This window comes from Nocardioides sp. 616, assembly GCF_002930065.1.
Lineage (GTDB): Bacteria > Actinomycetota > Actinomycetes > Propionibacteriales > Nocardioidaceae > Nocardioides > Nocardioides houyundeii.
In genome coordinates this window covers 439,261-457,766 of record NZ_POAG01000017.1, presented here as the reverse complement: position 1 = coordinate 457,766, position 18,506 = coordinate 439,261, and the positions used below count along the sequence as shown (strand labels likewise).

Genomic DNA, 18,506 nt, shown 5'->3' with positions numbered 1-18,506 from the left:
GTCGAACGGCATGGATGTCGAGACGTTGCGCGCCCACTGCGCCGCCAAGCCCGGAGCCTGGGCCGACAACCCGTGGGCCCACGAGCACCCTGTCTTCAAGGTGGGGGAGGGGGAGCGGGCCAAGATCTTCGTGTTCCTGCGCAGCGACAGCGTCGGGATCAAGGGTGGCCCCAGCCGCGAGGCGGCGGACGAGTGGCTCCAGCGCTTCCCGGACGAGGCCCGGCCGATGGCCTACATCGGACGGTCCGGCTGGAACGACCTCGACTTCTCCGGCGCGATCAGCGACGAGGAGCTGCTCGACGCGGTGGACGAGTCCTACCGTCTCGTGGTCTCCCGGCTGCCCCGCGGGGCCCGGCCCGCGGGCTGGGACGGCTGACAGCAGCCGCGGCGGTGCGGGGGCAGGCGGCTGTGCCGGGTCCTCAGGGGGTGCGTCGGGCGCGCGCCGCGGTGAGGCCGACGAGGCGGGCCACCACGAGCGCGATGTACAGCACGCCGACGACCTGCTGGACCATCACCACCGACCGGGCGTGGTCGAGCACCGGCAGGACGTCCGAGAGACCCACACTGGTGAGGTTGGTGAAGGAGAGGAACAGCAGCTCGAACCAGACGAGCTCGTCCTCGCCGCCGGCACCCATGAAGGATCCCGGCCACAGCACCTGGACCGCGGCGAAGACGTAGGCGAAGCCCCAGGCCACCACGGTGAAGGCGGCTCCGGTGGCGAACAGCTCGTCCTGGCTGACCTGGTCGTCCTCGTAGAGGTAGCGGACCATGGCGTAGGAGACGTAGAAGTAGAACGGTGCATGAAGCAGTGCCGAGGTGAGCACGATCCCCTCATGGGTGGGGAAGTTGGCCTCGAGCACGGTGAAGATCACCGCCGGGACCCCGACCACCACGGTCATCCAGCTGAAGGCCGGGGTACGACGTACGGCGTAGACGGCGGCGAGCACGACGAGCATGTTCACCACGCCGATCACTGCCCGGCCCCACGTGGTGTGGTCCAGGAACGGGTAGCCGAGCACCGCAGCGAGCTGAGCCACCAGGAGTCCACCCGAGGGGTGGGTGCGCACCAGGCGGACCATGGCCGCCATCAGCGGTGCTCTCCCATGCGCCAGACCTTAGCCGCTCACCCGCCCGATGGTGCCGCGCAGCGCGCCGCCGGACCCGGACTGGAGTGGCCGACGTCACACGAGCCTCTGGCAGGTGCTATACCTAGCGGCGTGACTGCCGTCGAGACCGACCTCCTCGTCATCGGTGCCGGGCCCACTGGGCTCTTCGCCACCTACTACGCCGGCTTCCGCGGCCTGCGGGTCACGGTGGTCGACTCGCTCCCGGAGCTGGGTGGCCAGATCACCGCGATGTATCCGGAGAAGCAGATCCTCGACGTGGCCGGGTTCCCCGGGGTCAAGGGTCGTGACCTGGTCTCCGGTCTGGTGGCCCAGGCGGCGACGGCGAAGCCGACGTACCTGCTGGAGCGGACAGCCACGGACCTGGTGATGGACGGCGACCGGGTCGTGGTGGGCCTCGATGACGGCACCTCGGTGCGGGCGGGCGCCGTGCTGGTGACTGCCGGCATCGGCAAGTTCAGCCCCCGGCCCCTGCCTGCGGGGGAGGAGTGGGTGGGGCGAGGCATGGAGTTCTTCGTCCCCTCGTTCGAGCCCTACCGGGACAAGGACGTGGTGGTCGTCGGCGGCGGCGACAGCGCCTTCGACTGGGCACACCACCTCGAGCCCGTCGCCAGGTCGGTCACCCTGGTGCACCGGCGTGACGCCTTCCGGGCCCATGCCCGGACCGTGGAGCAGGTGCGCGCCTCCAGCGTCAGGATCCTCACCCGCGCCCAGGTCACCGCACTGCGCGGGCAGTCCCTGCTGGAGGAGGTCGAGATCACCGTGGACGGGCAGGAGCCGACCACACATCCCTGTCAGGCGGTGGTGGCCGCGCTCGGCTTCGTCGCCGACCTCGGTCCCCTGCAGACGTGGGGCCTGGAGACCAGCAAGCGGCACGTGGTCGTCGACTCGTCGATGCGGACCAGCGTGGAGCGGGTCTTCGCGGCCGGGGACATCACCGAGTATCCCGGCAAGGTGCGGCTGATCGCGGTGGGGTTCGGGGAGGCCGCGACGGCGGTGAACAACGCGGCCGTGGTGGTGGACCCGGCAGCGCACGTCTTCCCGGGGCACTCCAGCGAGGACTAGCCATAGTCCACCCAGCCCCCGGCGCGGGCCGGATCAGTCGCGGAGCACCAGCGTCACCGCGCGCCGCATGTGCTCGCCGGCTTCCTCCAGCGTGCTGCGACCGGTCACCCACGCGATGAGAGCGGCGAGCCACACGTCGGCGATCACCTTGGCGACGGCGAGCGAGTCCTCGCCGGGGACCTCCTGCTCGGGGTGCATGGCCCGGGCCACCATGGTGGTCAGCAGCTCCTCCACCTCGACGATCTCGGAGGCCGCGGAGGAGTCGGCGAACATGAAAGCGCGGACCAGCGCCTCGGCGAGGTGCTGGTCGTGGCGCATCCGCCGGCCGGCGGTGCGCAGCACCTGTACCACTCGGTCGGCGGCGGTGGGGCCGACCGGGGCGGACTCCGCCAGGGTGGCCTCGGCACGATGCAGCTCCTGGCGCAGCGCCGAGACCAGCAGGTGGATCTTGGAGGGGAAGTAGCGGTAGAGCGTGCCCAGAGCCACGTCGGCCTGGTCGGCGACCGTGCGCATCTGCACCGCCTCGAAGCCGCCCTGGGAGGCCAGCGAGGCGGCCACGTCGAGGATCCGCTGCTCGCGCTGCCGCCGGGCCTCGGGCACTGGCCGTGAGGGCAGTGACGATGACATGCTCAACCGTCCCCTCCTCGGCCGTGCTCGCAGGGCCGCTGGCCGGGTCCTGAGTCCCTTCCGACTGCGCCGATGTGGAACAGTCTTCGGCAGCCGGCTGTTGCTAGGTCCTGCACAGGTTAACAATCGGGTGCCGTGATAGAAACACGTTTCACTAGTTCAGGAAGGCCCGCGTGTTGCGAGTTGCACTGCTGTCTTACAGAAGCAAGCCGCACTGTGGCGGCCAGGGGATCTACATCCGGCACCTCAGCCGCGAGCTCGTCGCGCAGGGCCATGAGGTGGAGGTGTTCTCCGCCCAGCCCTACCCGATCCTGGACGAGGGCGTGACGCTGACCAAGGTCCCCTCGCTGGACCTCTACCGGGAGCCCGACCCGTTCCGGCTGCCCAAGCTGGGCGAGTTCCGCGACCTGGTGGACGTGGAGGAGTTCCTCACCATGTGCACCGCAGGGTTCCCCGAGCCCAAGACGTTCAGCACCCGGGTCGCCCGGCTGCTCGCCGAGCGCGTGGCCGACTTCGACGTGGTGCACGACAACCAGGTGCTGGGCTACGGGATGCTGGACATCGAGAAGATGGGGCTGCCGCTGATCACCACGGTGCACCACCCGATCACCTTCGACCGCCGGATCGACCTGGCCGCGGCGCCCACGCTCCGCAAGAAGCTCTCGCTGCGCCGCTGGTACGGGTTCCTGAGGATGCAGGGCAAGGTGGCCCGGCAGGCGCGCAAGATCCTCACGCCCTCGGAGTCCTCCAAGCGCGACATCGCCCACGACTTCGGGGTCGACCCGGCCCGCATGCAGGTCATCCTCCTCGGGGTGGATGACATCTTCGTCCCGCCGACCAAGCCCAGGGTGCCGGGACGCATCCTGGCGATGGCCAGTGCCGACGCGCCCATGAAGGGCATCGCCACTCTGCTCGAGGCGTTCGCCAAGCTGCGCACCGAGCGTGACCTCGAGCTGCTCCTGGTGACCCGCCCCGAGCCGGGAGGACGCACCGAGCAGCTCATCGACAAGCTCGCCATCAAGGACTCGGTCCGGTTCATCAGCGGCGTCTCGGACGCCGAGCTGGTGGAGGTGATGGGCTCGGCCGAGGTAGCCTGCGTGCCGTCGCTCTACGAGGGGTTCTCGCTACCCACCGCCGAGCTGATGGCCTGCGCGACCCCCTTGGTGGTCTCCCGCGCCGGAGCCATCCCCGAGGTCGTCGGGCCGGACGGTGAGTGTGCCCAGCTGGTGACACCGGGGGACGTGGGACAGCTCACGAGTGCCCTGGCAGCGCTCCTGGACGACCCCGCGCGCCGCGAGCGCATGGGACAGGCCGGCCGCCGGCGGGTCCTGGAGAAGTTCAGCTGGCGTGCGGTGGCGACCGCCACCGCGCAGGCCTACGAAGAAGTGATCGCCGACTACCGTGCCGAGCAGGCACCCAAGGGAGAGCCCCGTGCTGACCGTTGACTTCGACAGGCTGGGACTCCGTCCCGGCGACCGGGTCCTGGACATGGGGTGTGGCGCCGGTCGTCACGCCTTCGAGATGTACCGCCGTGGGGGCGACGTGATCGCGTTCGACCAGGACGCCGAGGAGCTCGCGGGCGTCCGCGACCTCTTCGTCGCCATGGCTGAGGCCGGCGAGGTGCCGGCCGGTGCCGAGGCCGACGTCAAGGAGGGCGACGCCCTGGCCCTGCCCTTCGGCGACGGCGAGTTCGACCGCGTGGTGGCGGCCGAGGTGCTGGAGCACATCCCCGCCGACATCCAGGCGATCCAGGAGCTGGTCCGGGTGCTGCGTCCCGGTGGGACGCTGGCCGTGTCGGTGCCCCGGTGGCTGCCGGAGATCATCAACTGGAAGCTCTCCGACGATTACCACAACACCCCTGGCGGTCACATCCGGATCTACACCGACAAGGAGCTGGTCGACAAGATCAGCAAGGCGGGGATGCGCTACGACGGTGTCTCCTACGCCCACGGGCTGCACTCGCCGTACTGGTGGATCAAGTGCGCGGTGGGCGTCGACAACGACCAGCACCCGCTGGCCCGGGCCTACCACCGGCTCCTGGTGTGGGAGATCATGAAGCAGCCCAAGGTGCTGCAGCTCGCCGGCAAGGTGCTGGACCCGGTGATCGGCAAGAGCATGGTCCTCTACTTCACCAAGCCTGATGCTGCCTGATCTTCCTGCCGTTCCCGGGGTGCTGAGCGCCCACGAGATCGCCGAGACGGCGGCCTCGATCGCGGCCATGCAGGAGCCCAGCGGGGCCATCCCGTGGACCACCGGCGAGCACACCGACGTGTGGAACCACGTCGAGGCGGCGATGGCGCTGCTCGTCGGCGGCCAGGCAGAGGCCAGTGACCGCGCCTACGAGTGGGCACTGGAGCTGCAGCGTCCCGACGGCTCCTGGCCGATGAAGATCGTGGCCGGAGAGGTCGAGGACGCCAGCGGCGAGACGAACATGTCCGCCTACCTGGCAGTGGGGGTGTGGCACAACTGGCTGGTCCGCCAGGATCTGCAGTTCGTACGCCGGTACTGGCCCGCGGTGCGGCGCGCCCTCGACTGGGTCGTCTCCCTGCAGCTGCCCTTCGGCGGCATCGCCTGGTCCAGGGAGTACCACGACGGCGTGCCCGGACGGGTCAACGCCGACGCTCTCGTGGCCGGCTCCTCCAGCATCCACCAGGCGCTCGCCGCCGGGGTTGCGCTCGCCGACCTGATGGGGGAGCCGCAGCCCGGCTGGGAGCTGGCCGGTGGCCGGCTCGCGCACGCTCTGCGCGAGCACCGTGACGAATTCCTGGACAAGTCCCGCTACTCCATGGACTGGTACTACCCGATCCTGGGCGGTGCGGTGCGTGGACCGGCGGCGGCCCGGCTGGTGGAGGACCGGTGGGACACGTTCGTGGTCCCCGACCTCGGCATCCTGTGCGTCTCCACCAACCCCTGGGTGACCGGGGCGGAGACCTGCGAGCTGGTGATGGCCCTGGACGCCATCGGGCAGCGCGAGCGGGCCACCCGGCTCTTCGCCGACATGCAGCACCTCCGGTCGGACCAGGGTCGCTACTGGACCGGCTACGTCTACCCCGACGAGGTCAACTGGCCCGCGGAGCACACGACCTACACCGCGGCCGCGGTGATCCTGGCCGCGGACCAGCTCTCCGGCGCCACCGCCGGCTCCGACATCATGCGCGGCACGAGCCTGCCCGACTTCTCCGAGATAGCCCTGGAGTGCGGTTGCGGCTCAGCCAGCTCCCTCGGGCGCGCCCGCGTCACCTGAGGTCCTGCGCAGCACGCGCATGGAGCCCAGGGCCTCGACCTCGGTGAAGGCTCCGCCGGCCAGCGCCCGCTGGAAGACGTGGTACGGCGGCTGCCCGCCGTCGGCGGGGTCCGGGAACACGTCGTGGATCACCAGCAGACCGCCGGCCTGGACCCAGTTCGCCCAGCCGGTGTAGTCGTTCTGCGCGTGCTCCTCGGCGTGGCCGCCGTCGATGAAGAGCAGCGACAGCGGGGTCCGCCAGTGCCGCGCGACGGTCACCGAGGTGCCCACGACCGCCACCACCTGGTCCTCCAGGCCGGCGCGCTCGATGGTGTGCCGGAAGAACGGCAGCGTGTCCATCCGGCCGGTGCGCGGGTCGACGAGCTCGCGGTCGTGGTGCTCCCACCCGGCCTGGTTCTCCTCGCTGCCGTGGTGGTGGTCCACGGTGAACACGGTGCCCCCCACCTCACGCGCCGCCGCACCGAGGTAGAGCGCGGACTTGCCGCAGTAGGTGCCGATCTCCAGCGCCGGGCCGTGGGGCAGCTGGGCGCGGGCCACCCGGTGCAGGAGCAGGCCCTCGTCCTCGGGCATGAAGCCCTTGGTCGCCCGGATCAGGGCGGCCAGGTCCTCCGGCAGCTGGGTGTCGAGGCCGGGGGAGAGGTTGTCGGGCACGGACGGAACCCTAGTCCGTGCCGCGGACGTCGCTCACGAGACCTCGACGTCGAGTCCCTCGCGATGCCGGTTCCAGTGCCAGGTGAGGTAGCGGCCGACTGTGGAGACCATGTACCCGGAGCGGATCGAGTGGAAGAAGTCGAAGGCGTGCTGGGTCCCCGGAAGCTCGGCGTAGACCACGGAGGCGCGCGAGGTGCGCCGCAGCTCGGCGACGAAGAGGCGTGCCTGGTTGACGTCGACCAGGGTGTCGTGGGTGCCGTGCAGGACGAAGAAGTCGGGCGCCTCCGGCGTGACGCGCAGGATCGGTGAGGCAGCCTCGAACTCCTCCGGTGCGTCGCGCCACCGCTTCCGCAGCACCCGTGGTGCCAGGAACAGGTCGCGCATCTGCGTCGCGCTGCGCAGCCCCGTCGCGCCGGCGAAGTCGTAGACGCCGTACACCGGCACGCACGCCTGCACCGAGGTGTCGCTGTCCTCGAACCCCGGCTGGTACGCCGGGTCGCCCGGGGTGAGGGCGGCCAGTGCCGCCAGGTGGCCCCCCGCCGACCCGCCGGTGATCACGACGTAGTCGGGGTCCCCGCCGTACTCGGCGATGTGCTCCTTGACCCAGGCGATGGCGCGCTTCACGTCGATGATCTGGGCTGGGAACGGGTGCCGTGGGGCGAGCCGGTAGTTGACCGCGACGCAGACCCAGCCCTGGGCCGCGAGGTAGTGCATCAGTGGGAGTGCCTGGTGCTCCTTCTGTCCCACGGTCCAGCCCCCGCCGTGCACCTGGACCAGGACCGGTGCGTGCTCCAGCCCTTCGCCCTGGGCCGGTCGGTAGATGTCGAGCCGGGCGCGGCGACCGCCCTCGGAGTAGGCGACGTCCCGCTGCACCGACACCCGCGCGTCGCGCAGGCCGAAGGGGTTGAGGAACCGGCGCCACCGGGTGGCGCGCTCCGCCGGCGTGGGGGCGTCGAGCTGCTCCGTGCTCTCCGCGCCCAGTCCCTGGACCAGGGCATCCTCCAGCAGCACCCGCGAGCGGCGGCTCTGCCTCACCAACCAGCCCATTCCGAGCATCGAGAAGCACGCCAGCACCAGTCCCGGGACGTGGCGGCGACGCGGCGGCAGGTGGGCCGCGGCGTCCAGCGAGGTGGCCACCAGCAGCTGCGGAGCCAGCTCGGTGCTGACGAAGCCGAGCAGGAAGGAGATCACCCCTGAGCGGAAGCTGCGCAGGGGACGCAGCGCGTTGGCCGTGAGGGCGGCGATGACGACCTGACGGCCGAAGAAGCTCATGGGCTCGATGCTAGTCAGCGCCTCAGGGCTCGATCAGGCCCACCCGGATCGCGTAGCGGGTGATCTCGGTGCGGTCGCGCATCCCCAGCTTGGCCAGGATGTTCTCCCGGTGCCGCTCCACGGTGCGGATGCTGATGGTCAGCATCCTGGCGATCTCGCGGGAGGAGAACCCCTCGGCGATCAGCTTGACCAGCTCGTCCTCGCGTGGGGTGAGCACGGCGCGGGGCAGCCGCTCGCCACGCGCCAGCCCCTCCAGGTAGTCCCGGACCAGCGCGCTCTCGGCTCCTGGGTAGAGGAACGACTCCCCTCGCAGTGCCGCGCGGCAGGCATCCACCAGGTCGCGGTCGGCCACCGACTTCAGCACGTAGCCGCACGCGCCCACCCCCAGCGACTCGAAGAAGTACTGCTCGTTGTCGTGCATCGAGAGCATCAGGATCTTGGGAGGGTCGGCCCGCCGGGAGATCTCCCGCGCGGCCTGCAGCCCCGTCATCCGGGGCATCGCCACGTCCAGGATGGCCAGGTCCACCGCCACGTCCCGGACCAGCTGGACCGCCTCGGCCCCGTCTGCGGCCTCGGCGACCACCTGCAGGTCCGGCTCGTTGTCCAGGATCAGGCGCACGCCGCGGCGCACCAGGGCATGGTCGTCGGCCAACAGCACCCGGGCTCCGGTACTCGTGACCGTGCTCGTGGTCGTGCTCGTGGTCGTGGTCATGGCCGCTCCAGGGGCACGCGGAGCTCGACGACGGTGCCGCCGCCGTCGCGGCGGCCGACGTGGAGTCGGGCGCCGATGAGGGCGGCCCGCTCGTGCATGCCACGCAGCCCGGTCCCCGCGGCGCCGGGCGGGAGGCCGCGTCCGTCGTCGGCGACCACGAGGACCAGCTGCGCACCCACGGTGCTCAGGGCGAGCTCCACGGTGCGAGCCCGGGCGTGCCGCGCGACGTTGGTCAGCGCCTCCTGCGCCACCCGGAACACCACCAGCTCGACGTCGTCCGGCAGGGCGGGCAGACCCGGCAGGATGCCGCGCCGGACCAGCACGTCGCCGGTGGTGAACAGGTCGTTGGTCAGGGCCGCGAGCGCGCTGCGCAGCCCGAGGTCCTCCAGCACGTGCGGCCGGAGATGGCGCGCCACCGAGCGCACCTCGTCGAGGCTGGCGCGCACCCCTTCGCGGAGGCGCGCCAGGGCAGGCTCTGCGGGGGCGTGACCCGGACCCGAGAGCGCTCCGAGCTCCAGCAGCACCGCGGTGAGCGACTGGCCGACGCCGTCGTGCAGCTCCTGGGCGATCCGGCTCCGCTCGGCCTCCTGGGCCGCCAGGGCGGAGACCGCGTTCTGCCGCTGTCCGGCCTCGATGCGGTCGAGCAGGTCGTTGACCGCGAGCGAGAGGCGGTGCGCCAGGCCACCGCCGGGGTCGGAGACCCGGGCCAGCGGCTCGTTGGACCTGACCTGGTCCAGCTGCGTCACCAGCCGGTCCAGCGGAGTGAGGGCGACCCGGACCAGGAACGAGTTGGCCACGATCATGATGCCCAGTCCCACCAGGAGGACGACGAGCTCGGAGATCACGGGCTGGCGCGAGACGGTCGCTGGGGAGAACGCGAGCACCGCGGTGCCCAGGAGGAACACGACGCCGTTGCTCGCGATCACCCGGGAGGAGAGCGAGAGACCGCGGGTGGGTGACATGGTCACCACCCTGCTAGACCCTGTCGACCCTGTCGACGCAGGGGCCGGCGAATGGGTGCAGGACCCCATGGGTTCTTCCCTCACGGTCGGCCATGCTCGAACCATGGAGCCTGACATCTGGTACGTGCTGGTCCCCGTGGCGCTCGCGCTGGCAGTCGGCACCTGGTTGACGAGGATGCGTCCGCGCGTCGCGGTCGACACCGGTGCCCGGCACCAGTGGGCTGTCGTCACCGCCACCACCACGGACGGCGTGACCGCACACGTGCAGGTGGAGTACTCCTGGGAGGGGCCACGCACCCGCAACCCCGAAGCGCTGGCGGCCACCGTCGCCGACGCCGTCGAGGACCGCCTGCGGCGACTGGTCACGACGCGGACCGTGCCTGCGCTGCCCGGGCTCGGCGACGACCTGGGCTGGGAGGAGGAGCAGCTCGTCCCCGGCGTACGGGTGGAGCACGTCACTGTCACCACCGCCGAGGTCGAGGTCACCACCGAGCTGCGCCGCCTGGTGCAGGACCGCGGGACCAGCTAGCGGATGGACCTCGACCTGGGGATCCTCACCGCCAGCCTGGTGCTGCTGACCGGGGTCGCCGCGGTGCGGGTCTCGGCCCGCGCGGGCCTGCCGAGCCTGCTCCTCTACCTGGCCATCGGCCTCGCCCTGGGTGAGGCCGGCCTCGGCATCCAGTTCGAGGACGTCGACCTGACGATGGTGCTCAGCACCCTGGCGCTGGCGGTGATCCTGGCCGAGGGCGGCTTCAGCACCCGGTGGGACGTGATCCGCCCCGTGGTCGGGCTGTCCGCACTGCTGGCCACGCTCGGTGTCGCCCTCAGCGTGACGGTGACCGCCGGGATCGCGTACCTCGCGCTCGACGTCGAGCCCAGGACCGCGCTGCTGCTCGGCGCCGTCGTGGGGTCGACCGACGCGGCGGCGACCTTCTCGATCATGCGGCGGCTGCCGGTTCGCCCGCGCATCCGGGCCACGCTGGAGGCGGAGTCGGGCTTCAACGACCCGCCGGTGATCATCCTGGTGACCGTGGTGGCCAGCGACGCCTGGCACACCGCCAGCGGTCTCCAGATCGCGGGGCTGATCGGCTACCAGCTGGTCGTGGGGGTGCTGGTGGGCCTGGCGGTCGCCAAGCTCGGGCAGGTGCTGCTCGCCCACAGCGCGCTGCCGGCCGCGGGGCTCTACCCGCTGGCCACGTTCGCGATCATGTTCCTGGCCTTCGCGGTGGCGGGACTGGCCGGGGCCAGCGGGCTGATGGCCATCTACGTGGCCGGGTTGTGGCTCGGCAACGCCAAGCTGCCCCACCGCCAGGCGACCGCCGGCTTCGCCGACGGGCTCGGGTGGCTGGCGCAGATCGGGCTCTTCGTCCTGCTCGGGCTGCTGGCCAGCCCGGGACGCCTGCTCGACGCGGTGGTGCCGGCCGCGATCGTCGGGATCGGACTGACCTTCGTGGCGCGACCGCTGTCGGTGATGGCGTGCGCCGTGTGGTGGCGGGTGCCCTGGCGTCACCAGGTCTTCATCTCCTGGGCGGGACTGCGCGGTGCGGTGCCCATCGTGCTGGCCACCATCCCGATCACGGAGGGGCTGTCGTCCGCGACCATGATCTTCGACGTGGTCTTCCTGCTGGTCACCGCCTTCGTGCTGATCCAGGCTCCGTTGCTGCCCTGGCTGGCGAGGCGCACGTCAGTGGTGGTGGAGCGCGGGCGCGACGTGGAGGTCGAGTCGGCGCCGCTGGAGGACCTGGACGCCAGCCTGGTGCAGTTCGTGGTGCCGCCGCGGTCCCGGCTGGCCGGGGTGTTCGCCGACGACCTGCGGCTGCCCGCCAGGGCCGTGCTGGCCCTGGTCTCCCGCGACGGCTCCATCGCGGTGCCGGACAGACACACGTCGCTGCGTCCGGGAGACCACCTGCTGCTGGTGGTGCCAGAGGACGTGCGGGAGGCCACCGAGCAGCGGCTGCAGGCCATCAGCGAGCACGGCCGGCTGGCCGTCTGGTACGCCGGTCCCGCGCAGGTGAGCCCGGCACCCCGGCGGGACGCCGGTCTTCGGCCCGGCACCGGCCACGGGGGAGAATGGTCAGATGACCGACCAGCAGCGCGGCGCGTCCGGGCACCAGCACGGGCCCACGACCCGGCCCAGCCCTGACCTGATCGAGGGCTGGCTCGGTGATGGGGAGCTCGGGCTCCCGGCGCAGGTGGGGGACCACGCGGCGTTCCGGGAGCAGCCTCCGGGCTTCTCCTCCCGAGAGTTCCGAGACGTGCTGGGTCGGTTCGCCTCCGGAGTCACCGTGGTGACGTCGCTGAACGACGGGGTGCCTGTCGGGATGACCTGCCAGAGCTTCACGAGCGTCTCGCTGGACCCGCCGCTGGTGCTGTTCTGTCCTTCGCGGAGCACCACCGCGTGGCCGCTGATCCGCCGCTCCGGCGCGTTCTGCGTCAACGTGCTGGCCGCCGACCAGGCGGAGGTGTCCAACACCATGGCCACGCGGGGCATCGACAAATTCGCCCGGGTCCGGTGGTCCCCGTCCCTCCAGACCGGGTCGCCCGTGCTGGCCGGGGTGCTGGCGCACCTGGACTGCACGATCCAGGACGTGCACCACGCGGGCGACCACGACGTCGTCATCGGGCGGGTGCACCATGTGGTCGCCGACGACGCCGGGGAGGGGCTGCTGTTCTTCCGGGGCGGCTACGGGTCCACCGGCTGCCCGGATCAGTCGCTGGATCAGTCGAACGCGTAGCCGAACTCGCGCACGTCTCGCTCGTACACCTCGGCGATGCGCCGCCGGGTCCGGTCGTCGTAGTAGTCCTGCCAGGGCCCCTTGGACCAGCTGTTGCGACGAGGGGGCTCGGCCACCGGCAGGCCCAGCCGCTCCTGCACCACCGCGATGTCGGTGGCCAGACGCTCGGTGCGACCGATGAAGTCGGCCTTGCGGCCACGGGTCTGCAGGAAGGAGATCTGCGGGGTGGCGAGGCGGGGGAGCTCCTCGGTGCCGCGCAGGATGAACTCCTCGAAGCCGTCGTACTGGGCGACCGCGCGCCAGAGCGGGTTGCCGCCCCGGGGCCCGTCGTGCTCCACCTGGGGCTTGCCCGAGGCGGGGCCGAGGCGTCGGTTCCAGCGATCGATCATCGACCACCAGGAGACCATCCGGCTCCACGGGTTGCGCACGAAGCCGAACGTCCAGTAGTCGGCGAGGCCGGGCTCCTGGGTCAGCACCCAGCGCAGCCTGGGGTGGCGTCGCGGGCCCAGGTCGCGGAGGTCGTCGACGCCTTCGCGCACCACGGTCTCCACGGTCACCCCGCCGGTCTTGGGGACGTGGATGAACAGCAGGCGGTGAGCGTCGGAGATGAGCACCAGAGCAGGTTAGAGCAGGCCGGGCTCAGCGCTCCAAGGGCCAGCCGCGACGGGCCCAGCCGCCAGTGCCCTCAGCCACGTTGAGCGCCTCGATCCCTTGGGAGGTGAGGAACTCCACCACGTTCCGGCTGCGGCTACCGCTCTGGCAGATGACCAGCACGGGTCGGTCCCTGGGGAGCTCGTCGAGGCGGTTCGGCACCTCGGACATCGGGACGTGGTGGGCGCCGGGAACGTGGCCGGCGGCATACTCCTCGTCCTCGCGGACGTCCAGGACGAACCCGCCGGCCGCGTGCTGCGCGGCGAAGGTGTCGAGGTCCAGCTCGCCGTCGTCGGCCTCGTCCAGCTGGCGCCGCACCTCGTCCATGTCCAGCTCGCGGAGCTGGGAGATCAGCTGGGCCAGCGTGGCGGGGGGCAGGGCCCCAGGCTGGGAGAACACCAGGATGCCGTCGCGGAAGGCCATCAGGGTGGGGATCGAGGTGATCTGGGCCATCGCGGCCAGGTCCCTCTCGGACTCGGTGTCGACCTTGCCGAACACGATGTCGGGGTGCTCGGTCGAGGCCGCGTCGAAGATCGGGGCGAACTGACGGCACGGTCCGCACCACTCCGCCCAGAAGTCCACGAGCACGATGCCCGGGGCGGTCACGGTGCTCTCGAAGGTCGCTGCGGTCAGCTCAACGGTCGTCATGCCTCGAACCTAACCCAGGCCCGCTGACGGCTCACCAGCCTCTCTCGCGCCAGTGCGCCAGCTGCGGCCGCTCCTGGCCGAGCAGGCCGTCGTCCCCGTGACCGGGGTAGAACCAGGTCTCGTCGGGCAGCTCGGCGAAGATCTTGGTCTCCACCTCGTCGATGAGCTGGGCGAAGGCGTCCGAGTCACCGAAGGTGTTGCCCACCCCGCCCGGGAAGAGGCTGTCCCCGGTGAAGAGGTGCGGGTGCCCGGCGGGGTCCAGGTAGAGCAGGCAGATCGAGCCCGGGGTGTGGCCGGCCACCGCGATCACCTGCAGGGTGCAGGACCCCACCGCGACCGTGTCACCTTGGCCCACCCGGCGGTCCACGGTCACGCCGGTCTGCTCGGTGACCGCGTCCGCGTCCGGGGCACCGGCGACGACCGTGGCAGCGTGCGCCGCCACGACGTCGGCGAGCGCCCGGTGGTGGTCCCAGTGCTGGTGCGTGGTGACGACGGCGTCCAGTCCGGACGGTGCGATCAGGTCGAGCAGACGGGGCGCCTCGGCGGCCGCGTCGATCAGGACCTGGGCTCCGGTCTCACGGCACCGCAGCAGGTAGCAGTTGTTGCTCATCTGCTCGTCGACCGCGACCTTGGTGATGCTCAGCGCCGTCAGCTCGCGAGTCTGGGCGGGACCACCGGGCCGGACCTGCCCGGTGTAGTCGCCGTCGTTCGGGTCGTGCTCGTTCACGTCGTGCTCCTGGAGGTGGGGGAGGGCCGGTCTCAGCGAGCCGGCACGTCGGGAAGGGGCGGGGAGTCGGTGACGAGGCCGTCGGCGCCTCGCCCGGTGAGCCACCAGGCGAGATCGGCGGTGGTGCCCTGGACGATCGGGCCGTCGGTGCCGCCGAGGCGCCAGGTCCGCTCGGCGTCCAGCCCCTGGAGCGTCAGTGGTCCCAGTGCCCCCAGGTCCGGCACCAGGGAGTCGACCAGGGCGCCGGCGGTCTGCACGGGCCAGTCGGTGCGGCGGTGGCCGACGTCGAGGTCCACGTGGTGGACCGCCACCTCGACCAGACGTCGTCCCGGAACGCTGCGGGCGCCGAAGGTGCGGCGGCCGGACGCGGTGCGTCGCACGGTCGCGTCCAAGTGCCCCTCCTGCAGCGCCGCCGTCGCCTTCGCCAGCCGCGTGCAGCTGGCCAGGAACCTGGCGCGGAGCTCGTCCTCGGGCGCCCCGGCAAGCTCCTCGATGTCGGCCGCACGGGCGGCGCTGGAGTCGTACTGAGGGACGTCCGAGCCCTCGACGACGCCCACCAGGGCCCTGGTCAGCCCCTCGGCGTTCAGGGCCAGGTGCGCCACCACGTGCCCCCGGGACCACCCGGGCAGGGCGCTCGGTGCCCCCAGGGCGTCGGCGTCCAGGCCGTCGACGCTGCGCACCAGCGCGTTGGTGGCCTCGGCCAGCAGGTCTAGAGGATCCATGACCGCCATTGAAGCGTACTTGCCCCGGCTTGCTACCATGGCGAACACGTGTTCGAACAACGTGTTGAGGAAATCTGTGACTGACCAGCTCATCATCCGGGGAGCCCGGGAGCACAACCTCAAGGATGTCTCGCTCGACCTGCCGCGAGACGCCCTCATCGTCTTCACCGGGCTCTCCGGCTCCGGCAAGTCCTCGCTGGCGTTCGACACCATCTTCGCCGAGGGACAGCGCCGCTACGTGGAGTCGCTGTCGGCCTACGCGCGCCAGTTCCTGGGGCAGATGGACAAGCCGGACGTCGACTTCATCGAGGGTCTGTCGCCCGCGGTCTCGATCGACCAGAAGTCGACCTCGAAGAACCCGCGCTCCACGGTCGGCACCATCACCGAGGTCTACGACTACCTGCGACTGCTCTACGCCCGCGCCGGCCGTCCGCACTGCCCCACCTGCGGGGCTCCGATCGAGCGTCAGACCCCGCAGAAGATCGTGGACCAGGTCCTCGAGATGGAGGAGGGGCGCCGGTTCCAGGTGCTGGCCCCGGTGGTCCGGGGCCGCAAGGGGGAGTACGTCGAGCAGTACCGCTCGCTCCAGACCCAGGGCTTCAGCCGGGCCCGGACCGATGGCGTGACGCACGCCCTGGACGACCCGCCGAAGCTCGACAAGCAGAAGAAGCACACGATCGAGGTGGTGGTCGACCGGCTCTCGGTCAAGGAGTCCGCCAAGAGGCGGCTCACCGACTCGATCGAGACCGCGCTCTCGCTGGCGGACGGCCAGGTGATCCTGGACTTCGTCGACCTCGACGAGAAGGACCCGGGACGCGAGGTCCGGTTCTCCGAGCGGATGTCGTGCCCCAACGACCACCCGATCGACCACGACGAGCTGGAGCCGCGGTCCTTCTCCTTCAACTCCCCGTTCGGCGCCTGCCCGGCCTGCCACGGCATCGGCACCAAGATGGAGATCGACCCCGAGCTGGTCGTCCCCGACCCCCAAGCCACCCTCGGCGAGGGTGCGATCCAGCCCTGGACCGGAGCCCACGTCGCCGACTACTTCCTGCGGCTGATGGGGGCGCTGGGCGACGAGCTCGGCTTCGACCTGAACACCCCGTGGGAGAAGCTCCCGGCCAAGGCTCGCAAGGCCCTGCTCGAGGGGCACTCCACCAAGGTGCACGTGGTCACCCGCAACCGCTACGGGCGTCAGCGCTCCTACTACGCCGAGTTCGAGGGCGTGCGCGGCTACATCGAGCGTCGTCACCGCGAGGCCGAGACCGACACCAGCAGGGAGCGGTTCGAGGGCTTCATGCGCGAGGTGGCCTGCCCCACCTGTGGCGGCAGCCGGCTCAAGCCCGTCTCGATGGCGGTGACCCTGGGTGGCCGCTCGATCGCCGAGGTCTGCGCGCTGCCGATCAACGAGTGCGCGGAGTTCCTGCGCGACATCGAGCTGTCGCCGCGTGAGAAGCAGATCGCCGAGCGGGTGCTCAAGGAGATCCTGGAGCGCCTCAACTTCCTGCTCGACGTGGGCCTGGACTACCTCTCGCTGGACCGCCCGTCGGGGTCGCTGTCGGGCGGGGAGGCTCAGCGCATCCGTCTCGCCACCCAGATCGGGGCGGGACTGGTGGGCGTGCTCTACGTGCTGGACGAGCCCTCGATCGGGCTGCACCAGCGCGACAACCAGCGCCTCATCGAGACCTTGGTGCGGCTGCGCGACCTGGGAAACACCCTGATCGTCGTCGAGCACGACGAGGACACCATCCGGGTGGCGGACTGGGTCGTCGACATCGGGCCCGGCGCCGGCGAGCACGGCGGCCAGGTCATCCACTCCGGTGACGTCCAGGGTCTCTACGAGCACCCCGACTCCATCACCGGCCAGTACCTCTCCGGCCGGCGCGAGATCCCGATCCCCGAGCTCCGCCGTCCGCGCACCAAGGGCCGCGAGCTCGTCGTCAAGGGGGCCAAGGAGAACAACCTCGACGGCATCGACGTCGCGTTCCCGCTCGGCATGCTGGTCGCGGTCACCGGGGTGTCCGGCTCCGGCAAGTCGACCCTGGTCAACGACATCCTGTACACCTCCCTGGCCAAGCAGCTCCACCGTGCCCGGACCGTGCCCGGTCGGCACCGCACCATCACCGGGGTGGACCAGGTCGACAAGGTCATCCACGTCGACCAGTCGCCCATCGGCCGGACCCCGCGCAGCAACCCGGCGACGTACACCGGCGTCTTCGACCACGTCCGCAAGCTCTTCGCCCAGACGCCCGAGGCGAAGATGCGCGGCTACCTCCAGGGTCGCTTCTCCTTCAACGTCAAGGGCGGCCGCTGCGAGGCCTGCCAGGGCGACGGCACGCTCAAGATCGAGATGAACTTCCTGCCCGACGTCTACGTCCCCTGCGAGGTCTGCCACGGGGCCCGGTACAACCGCGAGACGCTCGAGGTGCACTTCAAGGGCAAGACCATCGCGGAGGTGCTCGACATGCCGATCGAGGAGGCCGCGGAGTTCTTCAGCGCCGTGCCCGCGATCGCGCGGCACATGAAGACACTGACGGAGGTCGGGCTGGGCTACGTCCGGCTGGGACAGCCCGCGACCACCCTGTCCGGTGGCGAGGCGCAGCGCGTCAAGCTGGCCAGCGAGCTGCAGAAGAGGTCCACCGGACGCACCGTCTACGTGCTGGACGAGCCGACCACCGGACTGCACTTCGAGGACATCCGCAAGCTCCTGGGCGTGCTGGGTCGGCTGGTGGACCAGGGCAACACGGTGCTGGTCATCGAGCACAACCTCGACGTCATCAAGACCGCGGACTGGCTGATCGACATGGGCCCCGAAGGGGGCTCGCGCGGCGGCACCGTAGTGGCCACGGGCACGCCGGAGCAGGTCGCGGCCGTCCCCGAGAGCCACACCGGCAGGTTCCTGGCCCCTATCCTCGCCGGGAGAACGCACCTCTCGCCCATCGCCCCCAGGAGTCAAAAGTGAACCCCCGAACCAACATCGACGGACCGAGCCGACGCGCCGCCCTCGCCGGGGCCGCCCTGACCGGGATCGGCATCCCGCTGCTCAGTGCCTGCGGCGGGGACGGCGACGACACCGCGGAGGACCACACCGCCGTGCCGGACGAGGCGCCGCCCAGCGGGGTGGCGGTCGCCTCGACCGCGGACATCGGGGTCGGCGCCTGTGCCGTCTACCCGGACCTCAAGCTCGTGGTCGCCCAGCCCGCCGAGGGCGAGTTCAAGTGCTTCAGCGCGGTCTGCACGCACCAGGGATGCCTGGTGAGCTCGAGCTCCGAGGGCGAGATCCCGTGCCGGTGCCACGGCAGCGCCTTCTCCCTCGAGGACGGCTCGGTGCTCGAGGGGCCGGCGACCAGCCCGCTGACCGAGGTCCCG

At 71.1% G+C, this 18,506-nt stretch carries 20 protein-coding genes and 1 pseudogene; 10 read left to right on the top strand and 11 right to left on the bottom strand.

Annotated elements, in window-relative coordinates; translation table 11 throughout:
* Positions 1-10 precede the first annotated feature (10 nt).
* The gene (locus C5H89_RS08625; protein WP_104106586.1) at positions 11-376 is read left to right on the top strand and encodes an MmcQ/YjbR family DNA-binding protein; all 366 of its coding nucleotides are present in this window, start codon (positions 11-13) and stop codon (positions 374-376) included.
* Between the two features lie 43 nt (positions 377-419).
* Here the strand turns inward: C5H89_RS08625 and C5H89_RS08620 are convergent, their stop codons facing one another.
* A complete protein-coding gene (locus C5H89_RS08620) occupies positions 420-1,088 on the bottom strand; it encodes an ion channel (protein ID WP_104106585.1) in 669 nt (222 codons plus the stop codon).
* Between the two features lie 129 nt (positions 1,089-1,217).
* Between C5H89_RS08620 and C5H89_RS08615 the strand changes: the two genes are divergently transcribed.
* Positions 1,218-2,189, top strand: coding sequence for an NAD(P)/FAD-dependent oxidoreductase (locus tag C5H89_RS08615; protein WP_240181777.1), 972 nt, complete (start codon positions 1,218-1,220; stop codon positions 2,187-2,189).
* A gap of 33 nt (positions 2,190-2,222) precedes the next feature.
* Here C5H89_RS08615 and C5H89_RS08610 read toward each other — a convergent pair whose 3' ends face one another.
* The gene (locus C5H89_RS08610) at positions 2,223-2,816 is read right to left on the bottom strand and encodes a TetR family transcriptional regulator (RefSeq protein ID WP_104106583.1); all 594 of its coding nucleotides are present in this window, start codon (positions 2,814-2,816) and stop codon (positions 2,223-2,225) included.
* A 173-nt stretch (positions 2,817-2,989) separates the two neighbouring features.
* Between C5H89_RS08610 and C5H89_RS08605 the strand changes: the two genes are divergently transcribed.
* Genes C5H89_RS08605 through C5H89_RS08595 form a run of 3 tightly spaced genes read left to right on the top strand, consistent with a single transcriptional unit; the run spans position 2,990 to position 6,060 of the window.
* On the top strand, positions 2,990-4,261 hold the full coding sequence (locus tag C5H89_RS08605; RefSeq protein WP_240181776.1) for a glycosyltransferase family 4 protein: 1,272 nt from the start codon (positions 2,990-2,992) through the stop codon (positions 4,259-4,261).
* Positions 4,248-4,967: a methyltransferase domain-containing protein gene (locus C5H89_RS08600; RefSeq protein ID WP_104106582.1), complete on the top strand. Its 720-nt coding sequence runs from the start codon at positions 4,248-4,250 to the stop codon at positions 4,965-4,967. The genes C5H89_RS08605 and C5H89_RS08600 overlap by 14 nt, the downstream gene beginning before the upstream one ends.
* On the top strand, positions 4,957-6,060 hold the full coding sequence (locus C5H89_RS08595; protein ID WP_104106581.1) for a prenyltransferase: 1,104 nt from the start codon (positions 4,957-4,959) through the stop codon (positions 6,058-6,060). Before C5H89_RS08600 ends, C5H89_RS08595 begins: the two co-directional genes overlap by 11 nt.
* Here C5H89_RS08595 and C5H89_RS08590 read toward each other — a convergent pair.
* The 4 genes from C5H89_RS08590 to C5H89_RS08575 are packed head-to-tail and all read right to left on the bottom strand — an operon-like array spanning position 6,025 to position 9,657.
* Positions 6,025-6,711 (bottom strand): class I SAM-dependent methyltransferase, encoded by a 687-nt coding sequence (locus C5H89_RS08590; RefSeq protein WP_240181775.1) that lies wholly within the window; start codon positions 6,709-6,711, stop codon positions 6,025-6,027. The two genes, C5H89_RS08595 and C5H89_RS08590, sit on opposite strands and share 36 nt — an antisense overlap.
* Before the next feature lie 33 nt (positions 6,712-6,744).
* Positions 6,745-7,983 carry an alpha/beta hydrolase gene (locus C5H89_RS08585; protein WP_104106580.1) on the bottom strand — a complete coding sequence of 413 codons (1,239 nt, stop codon included), beginning with the start codon at positions 7,981-7,983 and terminating at the stop codon, positions 6,745-6,747.
* A 22-nt stretch (positions 7,984-8,005) separates the two neighbouring features.
* A complete protein-coding gene (locus C5H89_RS08580) occupies positions 8,006-8,695 on the bottom strand; it encodes a response regulator transcription factor (protein ID WP_104106579.1) in 690 nt (229 codons plus the stop codon).
* Positions 8,692-9,657 (bottom strand): sensor histidine kinase, encoded by a 966-nt coding sequence (locus C5H89_RS08575; RefSeq protein ID WP_104106855.1) that lies wholly within the window; start codon positions 9,655-9,657, stop codon positions 8,692-8,694. The genes C5H89_RS08580 and C5H89_RS08575 overlap by 4 nt, the downstream gene beginning before the upstream one ends.
* A gap of 103 nt (positions 9,658-9,760) precedes the next feature.
* Between C5H89_RS08575 and C5H89_RS08570 the strand changes: the two genes are divergently transcribed.
* From C5H89_RS08570 to C5H89_RS08560, 3 genes are read left to right on the top strand one after another with little or no spacing between them, the layout of a single operon-like run.
* Positions 9,761-10,186: a hypothetical protein gene (locus C5H89_RS08570; protein WP_104106578.1), complete on the top strand. Its 426-nt coding sequence runs from the start codon at positions 9,761-9,763 to the stop codon at positions 10,184-10,186.
* A gap of 3 nt (positions 10,187-10,189) precedes the next feature.
* Positions 10,190-11,800 carry a potassium/proton antiporter gene (locus tag C5H89_RS08565; protein WP_104106577.1) on the top strand — a complete coding sequence of 537 codons (1,611 nt, stop codon included), beginning with the start codon at positions 10,190-10,192 and terminating at the stop codon, positions 11,798-11,800.
* Positions 11,736-12,392, top strand: coding sequence for a flavin reductase family protein (locus tag C5H89_RS08560; RefSeq protein ID WP_104106576.1), 657 nt, complete (start codon positions 11,736-11,738; stop codon positions 12,390-12,392). Before C5H89_RS08565 ends, C5H89_RS08560 begins: the two co-directional genes overlap by 65 nt.
* On the opposite strand, the gene C5H89_RS08555 is transcribed toward C5H89_RS08560, so the two are convergent.
* The 5 genes and pseudogenes from C5H89_RS08555 to C5H89_RS08540 form a co-directional block, all read right to left on the bottom strand.
* Positions 12,377-13,006, bottom strand: a complete 630-nt coding sequence (locus tag C5H89_RS08555; protein WP_162799290.1) for a sulfotransferase family 2 domain-containing protein — start codon at positions 13,004-13,006, stop codon at positions 12,377-12,379. The genes C5H89_RS08560 and C5H89_RS08555 overlap by 16 nt on opposite strands.
* Before the next feature lie 25 nt (positions 13,007-13,031).
* Positions 13,032-13,361, bottom strand: coding sequence for a rhodanese-like domain-containing protein (locus C5H89_RS19360; protein WP_240181799.1), 330 nt, complete (start codon positions 13,359-13,361; stop codon positions 13,032-13,034).
* Positions 13,338-13,691: pseudogene (trxA, locus tag C5H89_RS19110) on the bottom strand (thioredoxin); the annotation flags it as partial. The pseudogene trxA and the gene C5H89_RS19360, both read right to left, overlap by 24 nt.
* Positions 13,692-13,722: 31 nt before the next feature.
* Positions 13,723-14,418 (bottom strand): MBL fold metallo-hydrolase, encoded by a 696-nt coding sequence (locus C5H89_RS08545; RefSeq protein ID WP_162799289.1) that lies wholly within the window; start codon positions 14,416-14,418, stop codon positions 13,723-13,725.
* Positions 14,419-14,450: 32 nt separating this feature from the next.
* On the bottom strand, positions 14,451-15,140 hold the full coding sequence (locus C5H89_RS08540; RefSeq protein ID WP_162799288.1) for a maleylpyruvate isomerase family mycothiol-dependent enzyme: 690 nt from the start codon (positions 15,138-15,140) through the stop codon (positions 14,451-14,453).
* Positions 15,141-15,216: 76 nt separating this feature from the next.
* Here C5H89_RS08540 and uvrA point away from each other — a divergent pair, with 76 nt between their 5' ends.
* Together uvrA and C5H89_RS08530 are read left to right on the top strand one after the other, a co-directional pair.
* Positions 15,217-18,099 (top strand): excinuclease ABC subunit UvrA, encoded by a 2,883-nt coding sequence (gene uvrA, locus C5H89_RS08535; RefSeq protein ID WP_104106573.1) that lies wholly within the window; start codon positions 15,217-15,219, stop codon positions 18,097-18,099.
* On the top strand, positions 18,096-18,506 hold a 411-nt coding region (locus C5H89_RS08530), incomplete at its 3' end, for a Rieske (2Fe-2S) protein (protein WP_205304930.1). The genes uvrA and C5H89_RS08530, both read left to right, overlap by 4 nt.

Bases quoted from the DNA above. Each gene is read 5' to 3' on its own strand.
- C5H89_RS08625 (WP_104106586.1), top strand. From the start codon at position 11: ATGGATGTCGAGACGTTGCGCGCCCACTGCGCCGCCAAGCCCGGAGCC.
- C5H89_RS08620 (WP_104106585.1), bottom strand. From the start codon at position 1,088: ATGGCGGCCATGGTCCGCCTGGTGCGCACCCACCCCTCGGGTGGACTC.
- C5H89_RS08610 (WP_104106583.1), bottom strand. From the start codon at position 2,816: ATGTCATCGTCACTGCCCTCACGGCCAGTGCCCGAGGCCCGGCGGCAG.
- C5H89_RS08595 (WP_104106581.1), top strand. From the start codon at position 4,957: ATGCTGCCTGATCTTCCTGCCGTTCCCGGGGTGCTGAGCGCCCACGAG.
- C5H89_RS08585 (WP_104106580.1), bottom strand. From the start codon at position 7,983: ATGAGCTTCTTCGGCCGTCAGGTCGTCATCGCCGCCCTCACGGCCAAC.
- C5H89_RS08580 (WP_104106579.1), bottom strand. From the start codon at position 8,695: ATGACCACGACCACGAGCACGACCACGAGCACGGTCACGAGTACCGGA.
- C5H89_RS08575 (WP_104106855.1), bottom strand. From the start codon at position 9,657: ATGTCACCCACCCGCGGTCTCTCGCTCTCCTCCCGGGTGATCGCGAGC.
- C5H89_RS08570 (WP_104106578.1), top strand. From the start codon at position 9,761: ATGGAGCCTGACATCTGGTACGTGCTGGTCCCCGTGGCGCTCGCGCTG.
- C5H89_RS08565 (WP_104106577.1), top strand. From the start codon at position 10,190: ATGGACCTCGACCTGGGGATCCTCACCGCCAGCCTGGTGCTGCTGACC.
- C5H89_RS08560 (WP_104106576.1), top strand. From the start codon at position 11,736: ATGACCGACCAGCAGCGCGGCGCGTCCGGGCACCAGCACGGGCCCACG.
- C5H89_RS08540 (WP_162799288.1), bottom strand. From the start codon at position 15,140: ATGGATCCTCTAGACCTGCTGGCCGAGGCCACCAACGCGCTGGTGCGC.